We start from the raw sequence: 16,234 nt of genomic DNA on the forward strand, positions 1-16,234 counted from the left end.
CCGGGCGCGCGGGCGCGGGGCGCGCGGGCGCCGTGCTCAACTCAGCCTGTTGCCGCCGGGACCGCCCGTCGCGTGGTCGGCGTCGTCCTCGGCGCGTGGCAGCGCCCGGTGCCCCTCGGAGTGGTGGTTGACCCAGCCGCAGACACCGCAGCTGTAACGGCCGTCGAGTCCGGCGATGAGCGTGCCGCACTGGCGGCACTCGGCGTACGTGATCTCGGGGCCCGTGTCGTCCGCCGGCCGGATGCCGGGCTCCCGGGTTGGGTTGTTCACCCGGTCAACCTACCGCCGTGGCCCGGTGGCGTCGGCCGTGGGACCCCGGGGCTTTCCGACCCGGGGCCGTCGGCGGATCAGCCGGTCGTCAGCGGATCAGCCGCGCCAGCATCTCGCGCGCGTACCCCTCGTCGTACGGAACGCCCGTCAGCAGCACCTGGAGGCAGATCCCGTCGAGCAGCGCGACGAGCGCCCGCGCGGTGACGGGGTCGGTGCGCCGGGCCAGGATGTCGGCGACGCCGTCCGCCCATTCGGCGGCGACGGGGCGCAGCGCGGGGCGGCGCAGGGCGCCAAGGTACAGCTCGTACTCCAGTTCCACGCCGGTGCGCTCGCCGGCCAGCCACCGTCCGGTGAGGGCGGCCAGGACGGCGGCGACATCGCAGTTGGGGTCGGTGGGCAGTTCGCTCTCGCGCACCGCGGCCGCGAAGCCCTCGTTGGCCTGGCGCAGCGCGGCGACCAGCAGTTCGTCCAGGGAGGCGAAGTGGTACGTGGTCGAGCCGAGCGGCACATCGGCCTCGGCGGCGACGCTGCGGTGGCTCAGCCCGGCGATCCCGGCACGCCCCACGACACGGATCGCCGCGTCGATGATGCGCCCGCGCCGCTCGGGGTCGTACCTGCGGGTCATCAGTGCGCACCTCCGACATTGAGCAGGATCACGCCGGCGATCACGAGCAGCAGCCCGGCGATCTTGGCCAGGCCGGCCGACTCACCCATGAAGAGCATGCCGATGACGGCGATGGCCGCTGTGCCCGTGCCCGCCCAGATCGCGTAGGCGGTGCCCACGGAGAGCGTCTTGAGCGTCTGCGCGAGCAGGGTGAAGGCGATCAGATAACCGGCGACCGTGACCAGCGAGGGCCACAGGCGCGTAAAACCGTCGCTGTACTTCATGGCCGTGGTGCCGGCCACCTCCGCCGCGATCGCCCCGGCGAGCAGTCCATATCCCATGTGTACGAGGGTACACAACGTTGTGTACGACCGTACACAACCACCGGGAGCCAGGGACCCGTTACGGTGTCCGCGTCGGACACGACCAACCGACACGACCGACCGACACGACCGATCTACACGCCGGATACGCCGACACACGGGGGACGAAGCAAGTGGCACAGGACACGCCGCCAGGGGCATCACAACCGCCACACCCGCCACAGGGGCCACCGGCGTACGCGCCGGGGCCCTACGGACCACCACCACCGCCCGGCTGGGGCGGCCCGGGCTGGGGGCCGCCGCCTCCGAAGCCGGGCGTGATACCCCTGAGGCCGCTGAGTCTCGGCGAGATACTGGGCGCCACCTTCACCACCCTGGGCCGCTACTGGAAGCCGCTGCTCGGCGTGCTCCTGGCGGCGTACGGCCTGGCAGGCGCGGTGATCCTGGCGATGGCCGGCGTCGCGTACCTCGCCTTCCCCGAGTCGCGGGACTTCCCGGAGTCGGCAGTGGTCGCGCTCGTCGTCCTCGCGGTGCCGGCCGCGCTGGCCGTACTGGCGGCGACGGCGATGGTGCAGGCCGCGTGCCCGGTGATCGTGCAGCAGGCGGTGCTGGGACGCGCCACCACCTTCCGCGAGATCTGGTGGCGGGCCGCCACCCGGCTGCGCTCGGTGGCCGGGATCGTCGTCGTCGAAGGGCTGATCGCCCTGATCCCCACGGCCCTGTTCCTGCTGGGTTTCGTCGTTCTGCTGATGTCGCTCGTCGCGCCGGAGGACGGCCCGAACGTGGCGCTCTCACTGACCGTCAGCTTCGTCGGCACGCTGCTCTCCGTACCCCTGGGCATCTGGCTCTGGGTCCGCTTCAGCCTCGCCTCGGCCGCAGCGGTCATCGAGTTCCGCGCCCCCGTGGACGCCCTGCGCCGCTCCACCGAACTGGTCAGCGGCGCCTGGTGGCGGATCTGCGGCATCTCGGCTCTGGGGTTCCTGATCGCGGGGGCCGCCAGCACGATGATCGAACAGGCCGGATCCCTGCTGAGCCCGTTCGCCGGCATGTACGACGACTGGTCCTCGTCCGGAAGTGACGTCGGTGACGCACCGTCGGTCGTGCTGGGCGTGCTCGCCGTGGCGATAACCCTGATCGCACTGCTGGCGGCCCGCGCGATCGCGACCGTGGTGCCGGAGATCACGCTGAACCTGCTCTACGTGGACCAACGCCTCCGCAGGGAGAACCTGGGCCCGCTACTGGCGGAAGCGGCCGGAGCCGCACCGGCGGCCGGATAGGAGTGGGCGGCGGGCTGCGGCGTAAAGCACGATCGCGCCGCAAAGTGGCACTCTCCTGGAGGTACCGGTGTTCAAGAATGTGCGTACCGTGATGGTCTTCGCGAAGGACCCGGAGGCCTCGGCCGACTGGTGGTGCCGACTCCTCGGCACGCCAGTGAAAACGGAAGTCAGCGACACGGGTGCGGTGTACGCCTGGGGCGAGATCGGCGGCGTCGAGCTGGGTTTCCACCCGGCGGACGACGAGCGCAACCCCAGGGGCGGCAGCCCGGTCGTCTACTGGGAAGTGGACGACGTCGATCAGGCCCGTGACTGGCTGCTGGCCGCGGGGTGCGAGCACCACCGCGGCCCTCTCACCATCGAGCGCGGTCGGCGTATCGCCCAACTGCGCGACCCGTTCGGAACGATCGTCGGCATCGACGGACCGTGAGACCCGACGCCCCGCCTGAAACCGGCTGGGCCGTCAGGCCTTCGCGCTCAGCGGTCCAGTCCGTGCAGGCTCGGTCTCGACGACGAGCAGCACCACTTCACCATCGGCCGTAGCCGCAGGTGTTCCCCGCCCCAGCAGGAATAGATGATCTTGTACCTGACGACGTGTGGCGTTGCTTCCGCCCCGGCGGTCAAGTTGGCTCGGTGGACTCGGACTTCCAAGCGAAGGCGTCTGCGGTTCGAGCAGCCAGAGATCCGGTCCGCCAAGAGTCGGTGATGTCGGTCCACTCGTGGAGGTAGGCGCTCAGCGCGCCGTGCTCTGCTGACTGATCGTGGAAAAGAAGGAATCCATAGACCCTGCCGTCATCGGAAATAACTTGGCCGTCCTCGTGGTCCGGACCCCCCTGCAGGAGGTCGACAACGATCGTCCGATCCGGATCGAGCCCCTCGCTCCTCAGGAGCTCCCGTAACCGGATCCAGAGGTCGTAGGTACTGGTCCGCAGGAGGTCGGTGTACTGAACGACGATGCTTGACACCATGAACTCATGATCCGTCTGGCGAGCAGTGTGGGGAAGCAGCGGGCACCGTTCTACTACAAGTGCCGGCGACCGCGCCGTCGCTCGTCCTGGCGCGCTCCAACTCGCTTGCAGCATCATCCGCTTACGACGTCTCCGAACGTCATTCTGAAATGATCAGTAAGGCGGGCTGGCGGCATCTGCCTTTATTCATGCCACCGGGCACGTCCCGCGGCCTCGGAGAAGCCGCGGGACGTGCCCGGTGGATGACGAATATGGCTCAGACGTTGAAGCCGAGTGCGCGGAGCTGCTCGCGGCCGTCGTCCGTGATCTTGTCCGGGCCCCACGGCGGCATCCAGACCCAGTTGATCTTCAGCTCGTTGACGATGCCGTCCGTCGCCGCCTTCGCCTGGTCCTCGATCACGTCGGTCAGCGGACAGGCCGCCGACGTCAGCGTCATGTCGAGGGTGGCGATGTTGGAGTCGTCGATGTGGATGCCGTAGATCAGGCCCAGGTTGACGACGTCGATGCCCAACTCGGGGTCGACGACGTCGTACAGCGCCTCACGTACCTCGTCCTCCGAGGCCGGCTTCATGGTCAGGGTCTCGTTGTCACTCATGCGGTCTCCTTCTGCGCGGGGCCGTCCAGGGCCTGGGCCGTCGCGTCCTTCCAAGCCATCCAGCTCAGCAACGCGCACTTCACTCGGGCGGGGTATTTGGAGACGCCGGCGAACGCGACAGCGTCCTCCAGCACCTCCTCCATCGCGTCGTCGGGCTCGAGCTGGCCCTTGGACTGCATCAGCTCCAGGAACGTGCCCTGGATCTTCTGCGCCTCGGCCAGCTCCTTGCCGACCAGGAGATCGTTCAGCACGGACGCGCTGGCCTGGCTGATGGAGCAGCCCTGGCCCTCGTAGCTGACGTCCGCGATGCGCGATCCGTCGTACCGGACGCGCAGCGTGATCTCGTCACCGCAGGTCGGGTTCACGTGGTGCACCTCGGCGTCGCCGTCCCGCAGACCGCGCCCGTGGGGGTGCTTGTAGTGGTCCAGGATGACGTCCTGGTACATCGAATCCAGCTTCACGAGTCAGTCCCTTGTCCGACGAAGTTCATCATCCGAAGAAATTACGGACGTGCTCCAGCCCGTCGACCAAGGCGTCGACCTCGGCCATCGTGGAGTACAGATAGAACGACGCCCGTGTGGTCGCGGGAATTCCGTAGCGCAGGCAGACGGGCCTCGCGCAGTGGTGGCCGACCCTGACGGCGATGCCCTGCTCGTCGAGGACCTGGCCCACGTCGTGCGGGTGGATATCACCCAGTGTGAAGGAGATCGCCGCACCCCGCTCCTCGGCCGTGGTGGGGCCGATGATGCGCAGGTCAGGGACCTCAAGCAGCCGCTGCACCGCGTACGAGGTGATCGCGTGCTCATGCGCGGCGATCTTGTCCATACCGATCGCCGAGAGGTAGTCCACGGCTGCGCCGAGGCCCACCGCCTGCGCGATCGGCGGGGTGCCCGCCTCGAACTTGTGCGGCGCCGGGGCGTAGGTGGACGAGTGCATCGACACGGTCTCGATCATCTCGCCGCCGCCGAGGAACGGCGGCAGGTCCTCCAGCAGCTCCTGCCGGCCCCAGAGCACACCGATGCCGGTCGGACCGCACATCTTGTGGCCGGTGAAGGCCACGAAGTCCGCCTGGAGCGCCTGGACGTCTATCGGCATGTGCGGGGCCGCCTGCGAGGCGTCGATCAGCACCAGCGCGCCGACCTCCTGCGCGCGCCGGACGATCGCCTCGACGGGGTTGACCGTACCCAGGATGTTGGAGACGAGGACGAAGGAGACGATCTTCGTCTTCTCCGTGATGACCTCGTTGATGTCCGAGAGGTCCAGCCGGCCGTCGTCCGTGAGACCGAACCACTTCAGCTTCGCGCCCGTGCGCTGCGACAGGAGCTGCCACGGAACGATGTTGGAGTGGTGCTCCATCTCCGTGATGACGATCTCGGTCTCGTGGTCGACGCGGTACGGCTCGTCGGCCCAGCCGAGCATGTTCGCCACGAGGTTGAGCGACTCCGAGGCGTTCTTGGTGAAGACGACCTCGTCGCGGCTCGGTGCGTTGATGAAGGCCGCGACCTTGTCACGGGCGCCTTCGTACAGCGCCGTGGCCTCCTCGGCGAGCACATGCACACCACGGTGCACGTTGGCGTTGTGCTGCTCGTAGTAGTCGTTGAGCGCGTCGAGCACCTGGCGCGGTTTCTGCGAGGTCGCCGCGTTGTCCAGGTACACGATCTTCTTCCCGTCGTGGACCGTGCGGTCCAGGAGCGGGAAGTCCTTGCGGATCGCCTCGTCGAGTAGTTGATCGGGCGCTGTGAGGAGGCCCGGCAGCCGTGTCACGCGGTGACGCCACCCTTCGCATATGCCTCGTAGCCCTCGTTCTCCAGCTTGTCGGCCAGCTCCGCGCCGCCGGACTCGGCGATGCGGCCCTGTGCGAAGACGTGCACGAAGTCGGGCTTGATGTAGCGGAGAATCCGCGTGTAGTGCGTGATCAGCAGGGTGCCGACCTCGCCGCCCTCCCGGACGCGGTTGACGCCCTCGGAGACCACACGCAGCGCGTCGACGTCGAGGCCCGAGTCGGTCTCGTCGAGGACCGCGATCCGCGGCTTGAGCAGTTCGAGCTGGAGGATCTCGTGGCGCTTCTTCTCGCCGCCGGAGAATCCCTCGTTCAGGTTGCGTTCGGCGAACGCGGGGTCCATCTGGAGGCGCGCCATGGTCTCCCTGACCTCCTTCACCCACGTACGGAGCTTGGGGGCCTCGCCGCGGATCGCCGTCGCCGACGTACGCAGGAAGTTGGAGACGGAGACGCCGGGGACCTCGACGGGGTACTGCATCGCGAGGAAGAGACCGGCGCGGGCGCGCTCGTCGACGGTCATCGCGAGGACGTCCTCGCCGTCCAGGGTCACGGTGCCACCGGTGACGGTGTACTTCGGGTGGCCCGCGAGGGAGTACGCGAGGGTCGACTTGCCGGAGCCGTTGGGGCCCATGATGGCGTGCGTCTCGCCCTGCTTGACGGTCAGGTCGACGCCCTTGAGGATCTCGCGGGCGCCGTTCTCGGCCTCGACGGTGACGTGCAGGTCGTTGATTTCAAGCGTTGCCATGGGGACTCAAGACTCCTGGGTGACGGAGACGAGCACATCGTCCCCTTGGATCTGTACGGGGTATACGGGGACGGGGCGCGTCGCGGGGAGGCCGGACGGCTTTCCGGTACGGAGGTCGAAGGTGGAGCCGTGCAGCCAGCACTCGATGCGGCAGTCCTCCACCTCGCCCTCGGCGAGCGAGACGTTCGCGTGCGAGCAGATGTCGTTGATGGCGAACACCTCGCCCGCTGTGCGGACCACGGAGACCGGCGTGCCGTCGAGTTCCACCCTTTTAGGGGTGTCCTCCTCCAGCTCGCTGAATCCACAGACTCGGACGAAGGCCATCAGACAGTGGCCTCCAGCTCCGTCTCGATCTTGCCGAGCAGGCGTTCCTCGACGTCCGGCAGACCGATCTGCTGGATCAGCTCCGCGAAGAATCCGCGGACCACGAGACGGCGGGCCTCGGTCTCCGGAATGCCGCGCGCCATCAGGTAGAAGAGCTGCTCGTCGTCGAACCGGCCGGTGGCCGAGGCGTGACCGGCACCGGCGATCTCGCCGGTCTCGATCTCCAGGTTCGGTACGGAGTCGACCCGCGCGCCGTCCGTGAGGACGAGGTTGCGGTTCATCTCGTACGTGTCGGTGCCCTCGGCGGACGCCCGGATGAGCACGTCGCCGATCCACACGGCGTGCGCGTCCTGGCCCTGGAGCGCGCCCTTGTAGACGGCGTTGGACTTGCAGTTCGGGGCGTTGTGGTCGACGAAGAGCCGGTGCTCCTGGTGCTGGCCGCTCTCGGTGAAGTACAGGCCGAACAGCTCGGCCTCGCCACCGGGGCCCGCGTACTCCACGCGGGGGTGCAGCCGTACGACGTCGCCGCCGAAGGTGACCACGATCGACTTGAACGAGGCGTCCCTGCCGATCAGCGCGTTGTGCTGGGCGACGTGGACGGCGGTGTCGTCCCAGTCCTGGACGGAGACGACGGTCAGCTTGGCGCCGTCCCCGATCAGGTAGTCCACATTGGAGCCGAGGACCGCGTCGCCGGTGTGGTCGATGACGACGACCGCCTCGGCGAAGGCCCCCAGCTCGATGACCAGGTGGCTGTACGAGACGCCGCCCTCGCCGTGCACGGCGATCCGTACCGGCTCGCTCAGCACGCTCTCCTTGGGGACCGAGACGACCGAGGCCTTCTCGAACGAGGAGAACGCCTGGGCCGCGACCCGGTCGGCCGGGACACCGGCCTTCCCGACCCGCTCGTCGTCACGGCCCACGGTCTCGACGAGTACGCCGTCGGGCGCGCTCACCGAGAACGTGACGCTCCCGTCCGTCGCCGCCGCGGTGCCGTCGTGCAGGCCTCGCAGCCGCTCCAGCGGCGTGAACCGCCACTCCTCCTCGCGGCCGTGCGGAACGGAGAAGTCCGCGACGTCGAAGGAGGGGGGCGCGCTCATGCGCGTGGCGACGGTCGACTCGGCGGCCACCGCGATCGAACCGGCGGTGGTGGAACCCACCGGAATGTTCTGAGCCTCAGCCATGGCTGTCGTCGTGCTCTCTCTCTGCCTCTGCGTAGGTGATCGGTCGGTGCTGCGGGGACGCAGCGGGAGGGGCGGGCCGTGCGGCGGCCCGCCCACCGGACTAACCCACCGAGCCTTCCATCTGGAGCTCGATCAGCCGGTTCAGCTCGAGCGCGTACTCCATGGGCAGTTCCTTGGCGATCGGCTCCACGAAGCCGCGCACGATCATCGCCATCGCCTCGAACTCGGAGAGACCACGGCTCATCAGGTAGAAGAGCTGGTCCTCGGAGACCTTGGAGACGGTCGCCTCGTGCCCCATGGACACGTCGTCCTCGCGGACGTCCACGTACGGGTAGGTGTCGGAGCGCGAGATGGTGTCCACCAGCAGCGCGTCACAGAGCACGTTCGACTTGGAGCCCGCCGCGCCCTCACCGATCTCGATCAGACCGCGGTACGAGGTACGGCCGCCACCGCGCGCCACCGACTTGGAGACGATGTTCGACGAGGTGTTCGGAGCCATGTGGACCATCTTGGCGCCGGCGTCCTGGTGCTGGCCCTCGCCCGCGAAGGCGATGGACAGGGTCTCGCCCTTGGCGTGCTCGCCCATCAGGTAGACGGCCGGGTACTTCATGGTGACCTTGGAGCCGATGTTGCCGTCGACCCACTCCATGGTCGCGCCCTCGTACGCCACGGCGCGCTTGGTGACGAGGTTGTAGACGTTGTTCGACCAGTTCTGGATGGTCGTGTAGCGGCAGCGGCCGCCCTTCTTGACGATGATCTCGACCACGGCGCTGTGCAGCGAGTCCGAGGAGTAGATCGGGGCGGTGCAGCCCTCGACGTAGTGGACGTAGGCGTCCTCGTCGACGATGATCAGCGTCCGCTCGAACTGGCCCATGTTCTCCGTGTTGATACGGAAGTAGGCCTGGAGCGGGATGTCGACGTGCACGCCCTTCGGCACGTAGATGAACGATCCGCCGGACCACACGGCCGAGTTCAGCGAGGCGAACTTGTTGTCGCCGACCGGGATGACCGTGCCGAAGTACTCCTCGAACAGCTCCGGGTTCTCCCTGAGGGCGGTGTCGGTGTCCTTGAAGATGACACCCTGCTCCTCCAGGTCCTCACGGATCTGGTGGTAGACGACCTCGGACTCGTACTGCGCGGCGACACCGGCGACAAGGCGCTGCTTCTCAGCCTCGGGGATGCCGAGCTTGTCGTAGGTGTTCTTGATGTCCTCCGGCAGGTCCTCCCAGGACTCGGCCTGCTTCTCGGTGGACCGCACGAAGTACTTGATGTTGTCGAAGTGGATGCCCGACAGGTCGGAGCCCCAGTTCGGCATGGGCTTCTTGCCGAACAGCTTCAGGCCCTTGAGCCGCAGCTTCAGCATCCACTCGGGCTCGTTCTTCTTCTGCGAGATGTCGCGGACGACAGCTTCGGAGAGACCGCGCTTGGCAGCGGCGCCGGCAGCGTCGGAGTCGGCCCAGCCGAATTCGTACGTGCCCAGGCCCTCGAGTTCGGGGTGGGCAGTCTCCGTGGGGAGCGTCATGCGGGGTTCCTCCCGGCGTTGCTTTCAGATGACTGATCAGTGGCTTGTGTGAGTTGCGCTGTGGTGTCGCCCTGGTGCGTCGCACGCGGGATGAAGGTCGTGCAGACCCCGTCACCGTGGGCGATGGTGGCGAGCCGCTGCACATGCGTGCCGAGCAGATCGGAGAAGAACTCCGTCTCGGCCTCGCAGAGCTGCGGAAACTTCTCGGCGACGTGCGCGACCGGGCAGTGGTGCTGGCAGAGCTGCTCGCCCTGCTGGTTCGGGGCACCGCGTGCCGCCGCGGCGTAACCGTCGGCGCTCAGCGCCTTGGCGAGCGCCTCGGTGCGCTTTCCCGGCTCGGCGCCGTCGACAGCGGCGCGGTAGGCCTCGCCCTGTCCGGCGACCCGGGCCCTGGCGAAGGCGGCGACGGCCGCTTCGCCCTGCTCGCCGCCCCCCGCCGCACGGGCGATCCAGTGCAGCGCCTCGGCGGCGAGCTTGTCGTAACTCTGGTCGAAGGCGTCCCTGCCGCAGTCGGTGAGCGCGAACACCTTGGCGGGCCTGCCGCGTCCGCGTGAGCCGTAGACCCGCTGGTCGCGGGGCTCGACGACGGTATCGGCGACAAGGGCGTCGAGGTGGCGGCGGACCGCGGCCTGGGTGAGGCGCAGGCGTCCCGCCAGATCGGAGACGGTGGAAGGGCCGTGGTCCAGGATGGAGCGCGCGACCCTGTTGCGAGTGGAGTCCTCGCCGGTCGCGAGTTCCTCCTGCGGAGCCTCGCCAACGTATTTCACAACGCCATTGTTGCGTAATTCACTCGGCCATGACAACAGCGGCACGGATCGCCTGCCGGTGGGTTTCATCACTAAGGGTTACCTAACCAGCCGAGGGGGCGACCTGAGGGGCATCAGGCGACGTCAGGGGCTTCCGCCCCCGCGACCGGGGCCGCCGGGCGCCCTGCCTAGACTTCCCGCCATGTACAGCGTCTCTTCCGGTGACTCCCTGCCCGACGGCGGTTCCGCTCCCGGCCTGACCGGCGGGGAGCCCGTCGTCGAGGTCCGCGGGCTGGTCAAACGGTACGGCGCGAAGACGGCGGTGGACGGCCTCGACCTGGTGGTACGGGCCGGCACGGTGACCGCCGTACTCGGGCCCAACGGAGCCGGCAAGACCACCACCGTCGAGACCTGCGAGGGCTACCGCCGCCCCGACGCCGGCACCGTACGCGTCCTCGGGCTGGACCCCGTCGCCGACGCGGCCAGGCTGCGCCCGCGCATCGGGGTGATGCTCCAGTCCGGCGGCGTGTACTCCGGCGCACGCGCCGAGGAGATGCTCCGCCACATGGCGCGGCTGCACGCGCGCCCCCTCGACGTGGACGCCCTGATCGAACGGCTCGGCCTCGGCTCCTGCGGCCGTACGGCCTACCGGCGGCTCTCCGGCGGCCAGCAGCAGCGGCTCGCACTGGCCCTGGCCGTCGTCGGCCGTCCCGAGCTGCTCTTCCTCGACGAGCCGACCGCCGGGCTCGACCCGCAGGCGCGCCGCTCCACCTGGGACCTGGTGCGCGAGCTGCGGGCCGACGGCGTCGGCGTCGTGCTGACCACGCACTTCATGGACGAGGCCGAGGAGCTCGCCGACGATGTCGTGATCATCGACGCGGGCCGGGTCATCGCCCAGGGCAGCCCCGAGGCACTCTGCCGGGGCGGCGCCGAGAACACCCTGCGCTTCACCGGACGCCCCGGCCTCGATCTCGGCTCGCTGCTCAAGGCGCTCCCCGACGGCACCGAGGCCGTCGAGCTGACCCACGGCATGTACCGGATCGCCGGCACGGTCGATCCGCAGCTCCTGGCGACGGTCGCCTCCTGGTGCGCCCAGCACGGCGTGATGGCGGACGGGATCGCGGTCGAACGGCACACCCTGGAGGACGTCTTCCTCGAACTGACCGGCAAGGAGCTGCGCGCATGAGTACCGGTACGAGCACAGGTACGGGTACGGGCGCGGGCACCGGCGCCGGTACGTACACCCCCGCGCCCGGCGCCGCCCCCCTGGCGCGCATGATCGCGGCGCAGACCGGCTTCGAGACGAAGCTGCTGCTGCGCAACGGCGAGCAGCTCCTGCTGACCGTGATCATCCCCTCCCTGCTGCTGGTGCTGTTCTCGACGGTCGACGTCGTGGACACCGGCACCGGCTCCTCGGTGGACTTCCTGGCGCCCGGGATCCTGGCGCTGGCCGTGATGTCGACGGCGTTCACCGGACAGGCCATCGCGACGGGCTTCGAGCGGCGGTACGGGGTGCTCAAGCGCCTCGCAGTCTCACCGCTGCCCCGCTGGGCCCTGATGACGTCCAAGACGCTCTCCGTCCTGGTCACCGAGGTGCTCCAGGTCGTTCTGCTGACGGTCATCGCCCTCGCGCTCGGCTGGTCGCCGCACGGCAACCCGCTCGCCGTACTGCTCCTCCTGGTCCTCGGCACCGCCGCCTTCTCCGGGCTCGGCCTGCTGATGGCGGGCACGCTCAGGGCCGAGGCGACCCTCGCAGCAGCCAACCTGGTCTTCCTGCTGCTCCTGGTGGGCGGCGGGGTGATCGTGCCGCTGACGAAGTTCCCCGGAGCGGCCCGGTCGGTGCTCGACCTGCTGCCGATCTCGGCACTCTCCGACGGGCTGCGGGACGTCCTCCAGCACGGCGCGGCCATGCCCTGGGGTGATGTCGGCATCCTCGCCGTGTGGGCCGTGGTCGGTCTCGGCGCCGCCGGCGCGTTCTTCCGCTGGGAGTGAGCGGGCAGACCGGGGCCCGGGCCCCTCGCGGACCCCTCGTGAAAACCTGCACAAGCGCGCGCCTACGATAGTGGCCGTGTTGACCCCCCTCGCCTATATCGCCCGGCGCTGGACGCCTTCGCCCCGTACGCTCCAACTCGCCGCACTTATCGCGGTGCTGGCGAGCGTGCTCATCGTCGTGACGGGCGGCGCAGTCCGGCTCACCGGCTCCGGCCTCGGCTGCGACACCTGGCCCAAGTGCACGGACAACAGCCTGATCGCCACGCCCGCGCAGGGCATCCACGGCGCGATCGAGTTCAGCAACCGGATGCTGACGTATGTGATCTGCGCCGCTGTCGGCTGGGCCATCATCGCCGCGCGCTGCGCGAAGCCGCGCCGCACCGGCCTGACCCGGCTCGCCTGGTCCCAGTTCTGGCTGGTGATGGGCAACGCCGTACTCGGCGGCATCACGGTCAAGGCCGGCCTCAACCCCTGGACGGTGGCGGGGCATCTGCTGCTCGCCGTCGGCCTGCTCACCGTCACCACCCTCACCTGGCTGCGCACCCGCGAGGGCGACGGCCCCCCGCGGCCGCGCGTGCCGCGCCCCGTACACAAGCTGGCCTGGGCCATCGTCCTGACGACCGGGGTGCTGATGGTCGCCGGCACGGTCGTCACCGGCACGGGACCGCACGCGGGCGACAGCAGCGATGTGCCCCGGATGCCGTTCAAGTGGGCCGACACGGTGCTGGTGCACGAGGTGTTCGCCTGGATCGTGTGCGCGCTGGCCGTGGCGATGTGGCTGGTGCTGCGGGCCGTCGACGCGCCGCGCGACACACGCGTGATCTCCCGCAATCTGCTGCTGATCCTGCTCGCGCAGGGCGCCGTGGGGTACGCGCAGTACCTCACCGACCTCCCCGAGGTCGTCGTCGGCATCCACATGCTCGGGCTGACCCTGGTCTGGATCGGGGTGCTGCGGATGTTCGTCTGCCTGCGCGAGCGCCCGGAGATCACACCGGACATCCCCGCGCAGGCGAATCAGCAGGGACAGTCGGGCCAGTCGGATCAGCCGGTCTCAGCAGCCGTCTGACAGCCCGTAGACGCGGCGGGCGTTGCCCGCCGCGATCATCCCGGCGACCCGCTGCGCGTCCCCGAGCGACCAGGCGCCGTCGGCGACCCAGCCGCCGAGTACCCGCGCCAGCGCCTCCCTGAACACCCGGGCGGCGACCACATGCAGCTCGGGCAGGGCGCCGGCGCCGCTGGAGAACAACAGCTTCCCGAACGGCGCGATTTCGAGGATCTCCGCGAGCACGGCCGCCGCCCGCGCGCCGGTGTGCGCGAGCGTCGAGCCGAGGTCCGCGTACACATGCGGGAAGACGCCGGCGAGATGGGCGGCCTGCCGGTGGTACGGATAGGTGCCGAGCAGCACCAGGTCGGTGCCGAACCCCTCGGTGGCCGAGGCGAAGTCGGTCAGCGGCGTCGGGTCGGGGCGGTCGAACGGCGCGCCAGGGACGCCCGGCACGACCGGGACCGCCGGAGCGACCCCCGAGAACCCGCCGCCCCTCCCCACGTGCAGTTGCAGCGGCAGCCCGGTGGCGACCGCGCTCCACAGCAGGTGCCGCAGCAGTACGGGATCGGTGAGCGCGTCACCCGCCCGCCGCGCCGCGAGCCAGCGCCCGGCCGCGCCCCGTACCTCGCCCGGTCCCGGCGGCTCCGGCGACTGCGCGAGCGCGCGTACGGGGCCCCCGACGGAGGCGAAGGCGACCGCCGTGGACGCGGCGGTGTGCAGCGATCCCGCGAGGTTGGCGAGGAACGCCTCGGCCGATCCGGAGGTGTCGGCGACCTGCCGTGCGAGCAGTTCGAGCCGGACGATCTCATGGGCGTCCGCCGCCCCGGCCGAGGCGATCTCGCCGGGCCCCGTGAGGTCGCCGGGCGGGCCGGTGTCGACCAGATAGGTGGAGATCCCCGTACCGCGCAGCAGCCGTCTGCCGGCCTCAGCCACACCCAGCTCCCTGCGGCGGGCGAGGTAGCGGGCGGGCGCGCAGTGCGCTTCGAGCCCGAGCAGCGGCGGGCACCAGCGGCGTACGGCGAATCCGGTCTGGGTGTCGAAGAAGGTGGTGCCGGAGGCCGCCGGGCCCGCCACCCTGCCGAGGCGGGCCTCGAACGTGCCGAGGCCCAGCTCCGTACGGAGCACGCCGTGGCAGTACTGGTCGACCAGGGACGCTGTTTCGATCATCGGGTTTCCCGTCGTGGACCGTGCTCCTACAGTCCTAACGGGTGAGCGCCGATCCGGTGGCGCCCACGGGCGGTCCCAGTGCCCGGTCAGCGCCCGGTCGAGCCGCCGACCTGGATACCTGCCATCCGGGACCACTCGTACGGGCCGGTCCGCACCTTCGCGGCGAACTCCCCGTCGAAGGTGTCGTGGAGGGTGAGTCCCGCCTTCTCGGCGGCGCTCAGTGCCAGGGCGTGCGAGGGGGCGACGAGATCTCCCCAGCCGCCGTCCTCACCCACGAGCACGATCCGGGTCCCGGCCTGTCCGAGGTGGGCGAGCTGCCCCTCGGCGCCGCCGTGCCGCTTCGAGAACGCGGCGATGTGCTTGGCGAGCCTGGCGGCCCGGCGCTCGGCGCGTGCCGCCTGCCTGGCCGCCGCCCTGGCCTCCGACGGGTCCGGAGCCGGGGCACTCTCGTCAACCTGCTGAGTCTCTGCCATGCATACGATGCTACCGGCGAGTAGTCGTTCAGCGGAGGAAGGGGTCCACCGCGACGGCGATGAAGAGCAGCGACACATAGGTGATGGACCAGTGGAACAGCCGCATCTCCTTGAGCTTGGGCCCCGCGGCACCGGCCTTGGCGCGCGAGTACAGCCCGTGCGCCTCCCAGAGCCAGAAGCCGCCGGACAGCAGCGCGACCGTCGTGTAGAACCAGCCGGTGTAGCCCATCGGGGTCAGCAGCAGCGAGACCGCGACCATCACCCAGCTATAGATGACGACCTGCTTGGCCACCACCTGGTTGGAGGCGACGACCGGGAGCATCGGCACGCCGACCCGCGCGTAGTCGTCCTTCACCTTCATCGACAGCGGCCAGTAGTGCGGCGGCGTCCAGAAGAACATCACCAGGAAGAGGACGACCGGGGCCCAGGACATCGAGTTCGTGACCGAGGACCAGCCGATCAGCACCGGCATACAGCCGGCGATGCCGCCCCAGACGATGTTCTGCGAGGTGCGGCGCTTGAGAATCATCGTGTAGACGACGACGTAGAAGAGGAGCGCGCCGAGCGACAGGGCGGCCGACAGCCAGTTGACGAGCAGTCCGAACCAGAGCGTCGAGACCACGCCGAGCGTGAGGCCGAAGACCAGGCCCTCGCGCGGCGACACCATGCCGGTCACCAGCGGGCGCTGTGACGTACGGTCCATCAGCGCGTCGATGTCACGGTCGATGTACATGTTCAGCGCGTTGGCGCCGCCCGCGGAGAGATAACCGCCGACGCAGGTGACGAGCACCAGCCAGAGATCGGGAACACCCTGCGAGGCGAGGAACATCACCGGAACAGTGGTGATGAGCAACAGCTCGATGATCCGTGGCTTCGTCAGCATCACGAATGCCTTGACACGAGCCCCGAACGGCCGATGGCCCCTCGGGCCCGTAGTCGTAACGACCCCTGCGGGTCGGGACTCGACGGCTGTCACGCACACCCCTGACAGAGAATTCCCAGCAAGATACGGGCGATTGATCCCGGTTGAGACTTGCTCTTACCAGGTCACTCTAGACGTTGCCCGGACACCGATCTTCGCGGGGGTGGGGTCATACGGGCGGCCCCGCGCACGCACTCGGGCCGCATTCCATCCGTACTCGAACACCGCATGAAGACCGCCCGGACGGCGGCCGGGACAGCACTCAGGAGGCGGACCGGCGATCCTCGTCGCACCCTGGCGGTA

The 16,234-nt window shown here is 69.4% G+C and carries 20 protein-coding genes; 5 read left to right on the forward strand and 15 right to left on the reverse strand.

All coding sequences use genetic code 11. The features are described 5' to 3' along the window. Nucleotides 1–36: 36 nt before the first annotated feature. The 3 genes from QR77_RS07835 to QR77_RS07845 all read right to left on the reverse strand — a co-directional run bounded on the left by QR77_RS07835 (nt 37) and on the right by QR77_RS07845 (nt 1,215). A complete protein-coding gene (locus tag QR77_RS07835; protein ID WP_236710558.1) occupies nt 37–270 on the reverse strand; it encodes a hypothetical protein in 234 nt (77 codons plus the stop codon). 88 nt (nt 271–358) lie between these two features. Further along, nucleotides 359–895, reverse strand: a complete 537-nt coding sequence (locus tag QR77_RS07840; RefSeq protein WP_040020530.1) for a TetR family transcriptional regulator — start codon at nt 893–895, stop codon at nt 359–361. Continuing rightward, entirely contained in the window at nt 895–1,215 is a 321-nt protein-coding gene (locus QR77_RS07845; protein ID WP_040020531.1) for a multidrug efflux SMR transporter, read from the reverse strand. Before QR77_RS07845 ends, QR77_RS07840 begins: the two co-directional genes overlap by 1 nt. A gap of 299 nt (nt 1,216–1,514) precedes the next feature. Here QR77_RS07845 and QR77_RS07850 point away from each other — a divergent pair, with 299 nt between their 5' ends. Continuing rightward, the gene (locus QR77_RS07850) at nt 1,515–2,474 is read left to right on the forward strand and encodes a hypothetical protein (RefSeq protein WP_052488597.1); all 960 of its coding nucleotides are present in this window, start codon (nt 1,515–1,517) and stop codon (nt 2,472–2,474) included. Between the two features lie 67 nt (nt 2,475–2,541). Then, nucleotides 2,542–2,901: a VOC family protein gene (locus QR77_RS07855; protein WP_040020533.1), complete on the forward strand. Its 360-nt coding sequence runs from the start codon at nt 2,542–2,544 to the stop codon at nt 2,899–2,901. Between the two features lie 190 nt (nt 2,902–3,091). Here the strand turns inward: QR77_RS07855 and QR77_RS07860 are convergent, their stop codons facing one another. The 9 genes from QR77_RS07860 to QR77_RS07900 all read right to left on the reverse strand — a co-directional run bounded on the left by QR77_RS07860 (nt 3,092) and on the right by QR77_RS07900 (nt 10,353). Continuing rightward, nucleotides 3,092–3,439 (reverse strand): hypothetical protein, encoded by a 348-nt coding sequence (locus tag QR77_RS07860; RefSeq protein WP_040020535.1) that lies wholly within the window; start codon nt 3,437–3,439, stop codon nt 3,092–3,094. Between the two features lie 256 nt (nt 3,440–3,695). Further along, complete coding sequence (locus QR77_RS07865) at nt 3,696–4,034, reverse strand: metal-sulfur cluster assembly factor (protein WP_040020537.1); 339 nt, start codon at nt 4,032–4,034, stop codon at nt 3,696–3,698. Then, nucleotides 4,031–4,495, reverse strand: coding sequence for a Fe-S cluster assembly sulfur transfer protein SufU (sufU, locus tag QR77_RS07870; RefSeq protein WP_040020538.1), 465 nt, complete (start codon nt 4,493–4,495; stop codon nt 4,031–4,033). The genes QR77_RS07865 and sufU overlap by 4 nt, the downstream gene beginning before the upstream one ends. 28 nt (nt 4,496–4,523) lie before the next feature. Further along, nucleotides 4,524–5,798, reverse strand: a complete 1,275-nt coding sequence (locus tag QR77_RS07875) for a cysteine desulfurase (RefSeq protein WP_040020540.1) — start codon at nt 5,796–5,798, stop codon at nt 4,524–4,526. Further along, entirely contained in the window at nt 5,795–6,559 is a 765-nt protein-coding gene (sufC, locus tag QR77_RS07880) for a Fe-S cluster assembly ATPase SufC (RefSeq protein ID WP_040020541.1), read from the reverse strand. The genes QR77_RS07875 and sufC overlap by 4 nt, the downstream gene beginning before the upstream one ends. Before the next feature lie 6 nt (nt 6,560–6,565). Beyond that, nucleotides 6,566–6,883 carry a non-heme iron oxygenase ferredoxin subunit gene (locus QR77_RS07885; protein WP_040020543.1) on the reverse strand — a complete coding sequence of 106 codons (318 nt, stop codon included), beginning with the start codon at nt 6,881–6,883 and terminating at the stop codon, nt 6,566–6,568. Next, nucleotides 6,883–8,064 carry a Fe-S cluster assembly protein SufD gene (gene sufD, locus QR77_RS07890; RefSeq protein WP_040020547.1) on the reverse strand — a complete coding sequence of 394 codons (1,182 nt, stop codon included), beginning with the start codon at nt 8,062–8,064 and terminating at the stop codon, nt 6,883–6,885. Before sufD ends, QR77_RS07885 begins: the two co-directional genes overlap by 1 nt. A gap of 100 nt (nt 8,065–8,164) precedes the next feature. Further along, nucleotides 8,165–9,586 carry a Fe-S cluster assembly protein SufB gene (gene sufB / locus QR77_RS07895; RefSeq protein ID WP_040020552.1) on the reverse strand — a complete coding sequence of 474 codons (1,422 nt, stop codon included), beginning with the start codon at nt 9,584–9,586 and terminating at the stop codon, nt 8,165–8,167. Then, nucleotides 9,583–10,353 carry an ArsR family transcriptional regulator gene (locus tag QR77_RS07900; protein ID WP_040020553.1) on the reverse strand — a complete coding sequence of 257 codons (771 nt, stop codon included), beginning with the start codon at nt 10,351–10,353 and terminating at the stop codon, nt 9,583–9,585. Before QR77_RS07900 ends, sufB begins: the two co-directional genes overlap by 4 nt. A gap of 181 nt (nt 10,354–10,534) precedes the next feature. Between QR77_RS07900 and QR77_RS07905 the strand changes: the two genes are divergently transcribed. The 3 genes from QR77_RS07905 to QR77_RS07915 are packed head-to-tail and all read left to right on the forward strand — an operon-like array spanning nt 10,535 to nt 13,390. Beyond that, nucleotides 10,535–11,518 (forward strand): ABC transporter ATP-binding protein, encoded by a 984-nt coding sequence (locus tag QR77_RS07905; RefSeq protein ID WP_236710559.1) that lies wholly within the window; start codon nt 10,535–10,537, stop codon nt 11,516–11,518. Beyond that, nucleotides 11,515–12,324, forward strand: a complete 810-nt coding sequence (locus QR77_RS07910) for an ABC transporter permease (RefSeq protein ID WP_040020555.1) — start codon at nt 11,515–11,517, stop codon at nt 12,322–12,324. Before QR77_RS07905 ends, QR77_RS07910 begins: the two co-directional genes overlap by 4 nt. 46 nt (nt 12,325–12,370) lie before the next feature. Continuing rightward, nucleotides 12,371–13,390, forward strand: coding sequence for a COX15/CtaA family protein (locus QR77_RS07915; RefSeq protein ID WP_040027504.1), 1,020 nt, complete (start codon nt 12,371–12,373; stop codon nt 13,388–13,390). Here QR77_RS07915 and QR77_RS07920 read toward each other — a convergent pair. From QR77_RS07920 to QR77_RS07930, 3 genes are all read right to left on the reverse strand, one after another. Then, nucleotides 13,376–14,536 carry an amidohydrolase family protein gene (locus QR77_RS07920; RefSeq protein ID WP_040020556.1) on the reverse strand — a complete coding sequence of 387 codons (1,161 nt, stop codon included), beginning with the start codon at nt 14,534–14,536 and terminating at the stop codon, nt 13,376–13,378. The genes QR77_RS07915 and QR77_RS07920 overlap by 15 nt on opposite strands. A gap of 86 nt (nt 14,537–14,622) precedes the next feature. Continuing rightward, a complete protein-coding gene (locus QR77_RS07925) occupies nt 14,623–15,009 on the reverse strand; it encodes a hypothetical protein (RefSeq protein WP_040020557.1) in 387 nt (128 codons plus the stop codon). 28 nt (nt 15,010–15,037) lie between these two features. Next, entirely contained in the window at nt 15,038–15,991 is a 954-nt protein-coding gene (locus tag QR77_RS07930) for a heme o synthase (protein ID WP_063798013.1), read from the reverse strand. Nucleotides 15,992–16,234: the final 243 nt, after the last annotated feature.

The organism is Streptomyces sp. 150FB (assembly GCF_000818195.1).
In the GTDB taxonomy this organism is placed as follows: Bacteria; Actinomycetota; Actinomycetes; order Streptomycetales; family Streptomycetaceae; genus Streptomyces.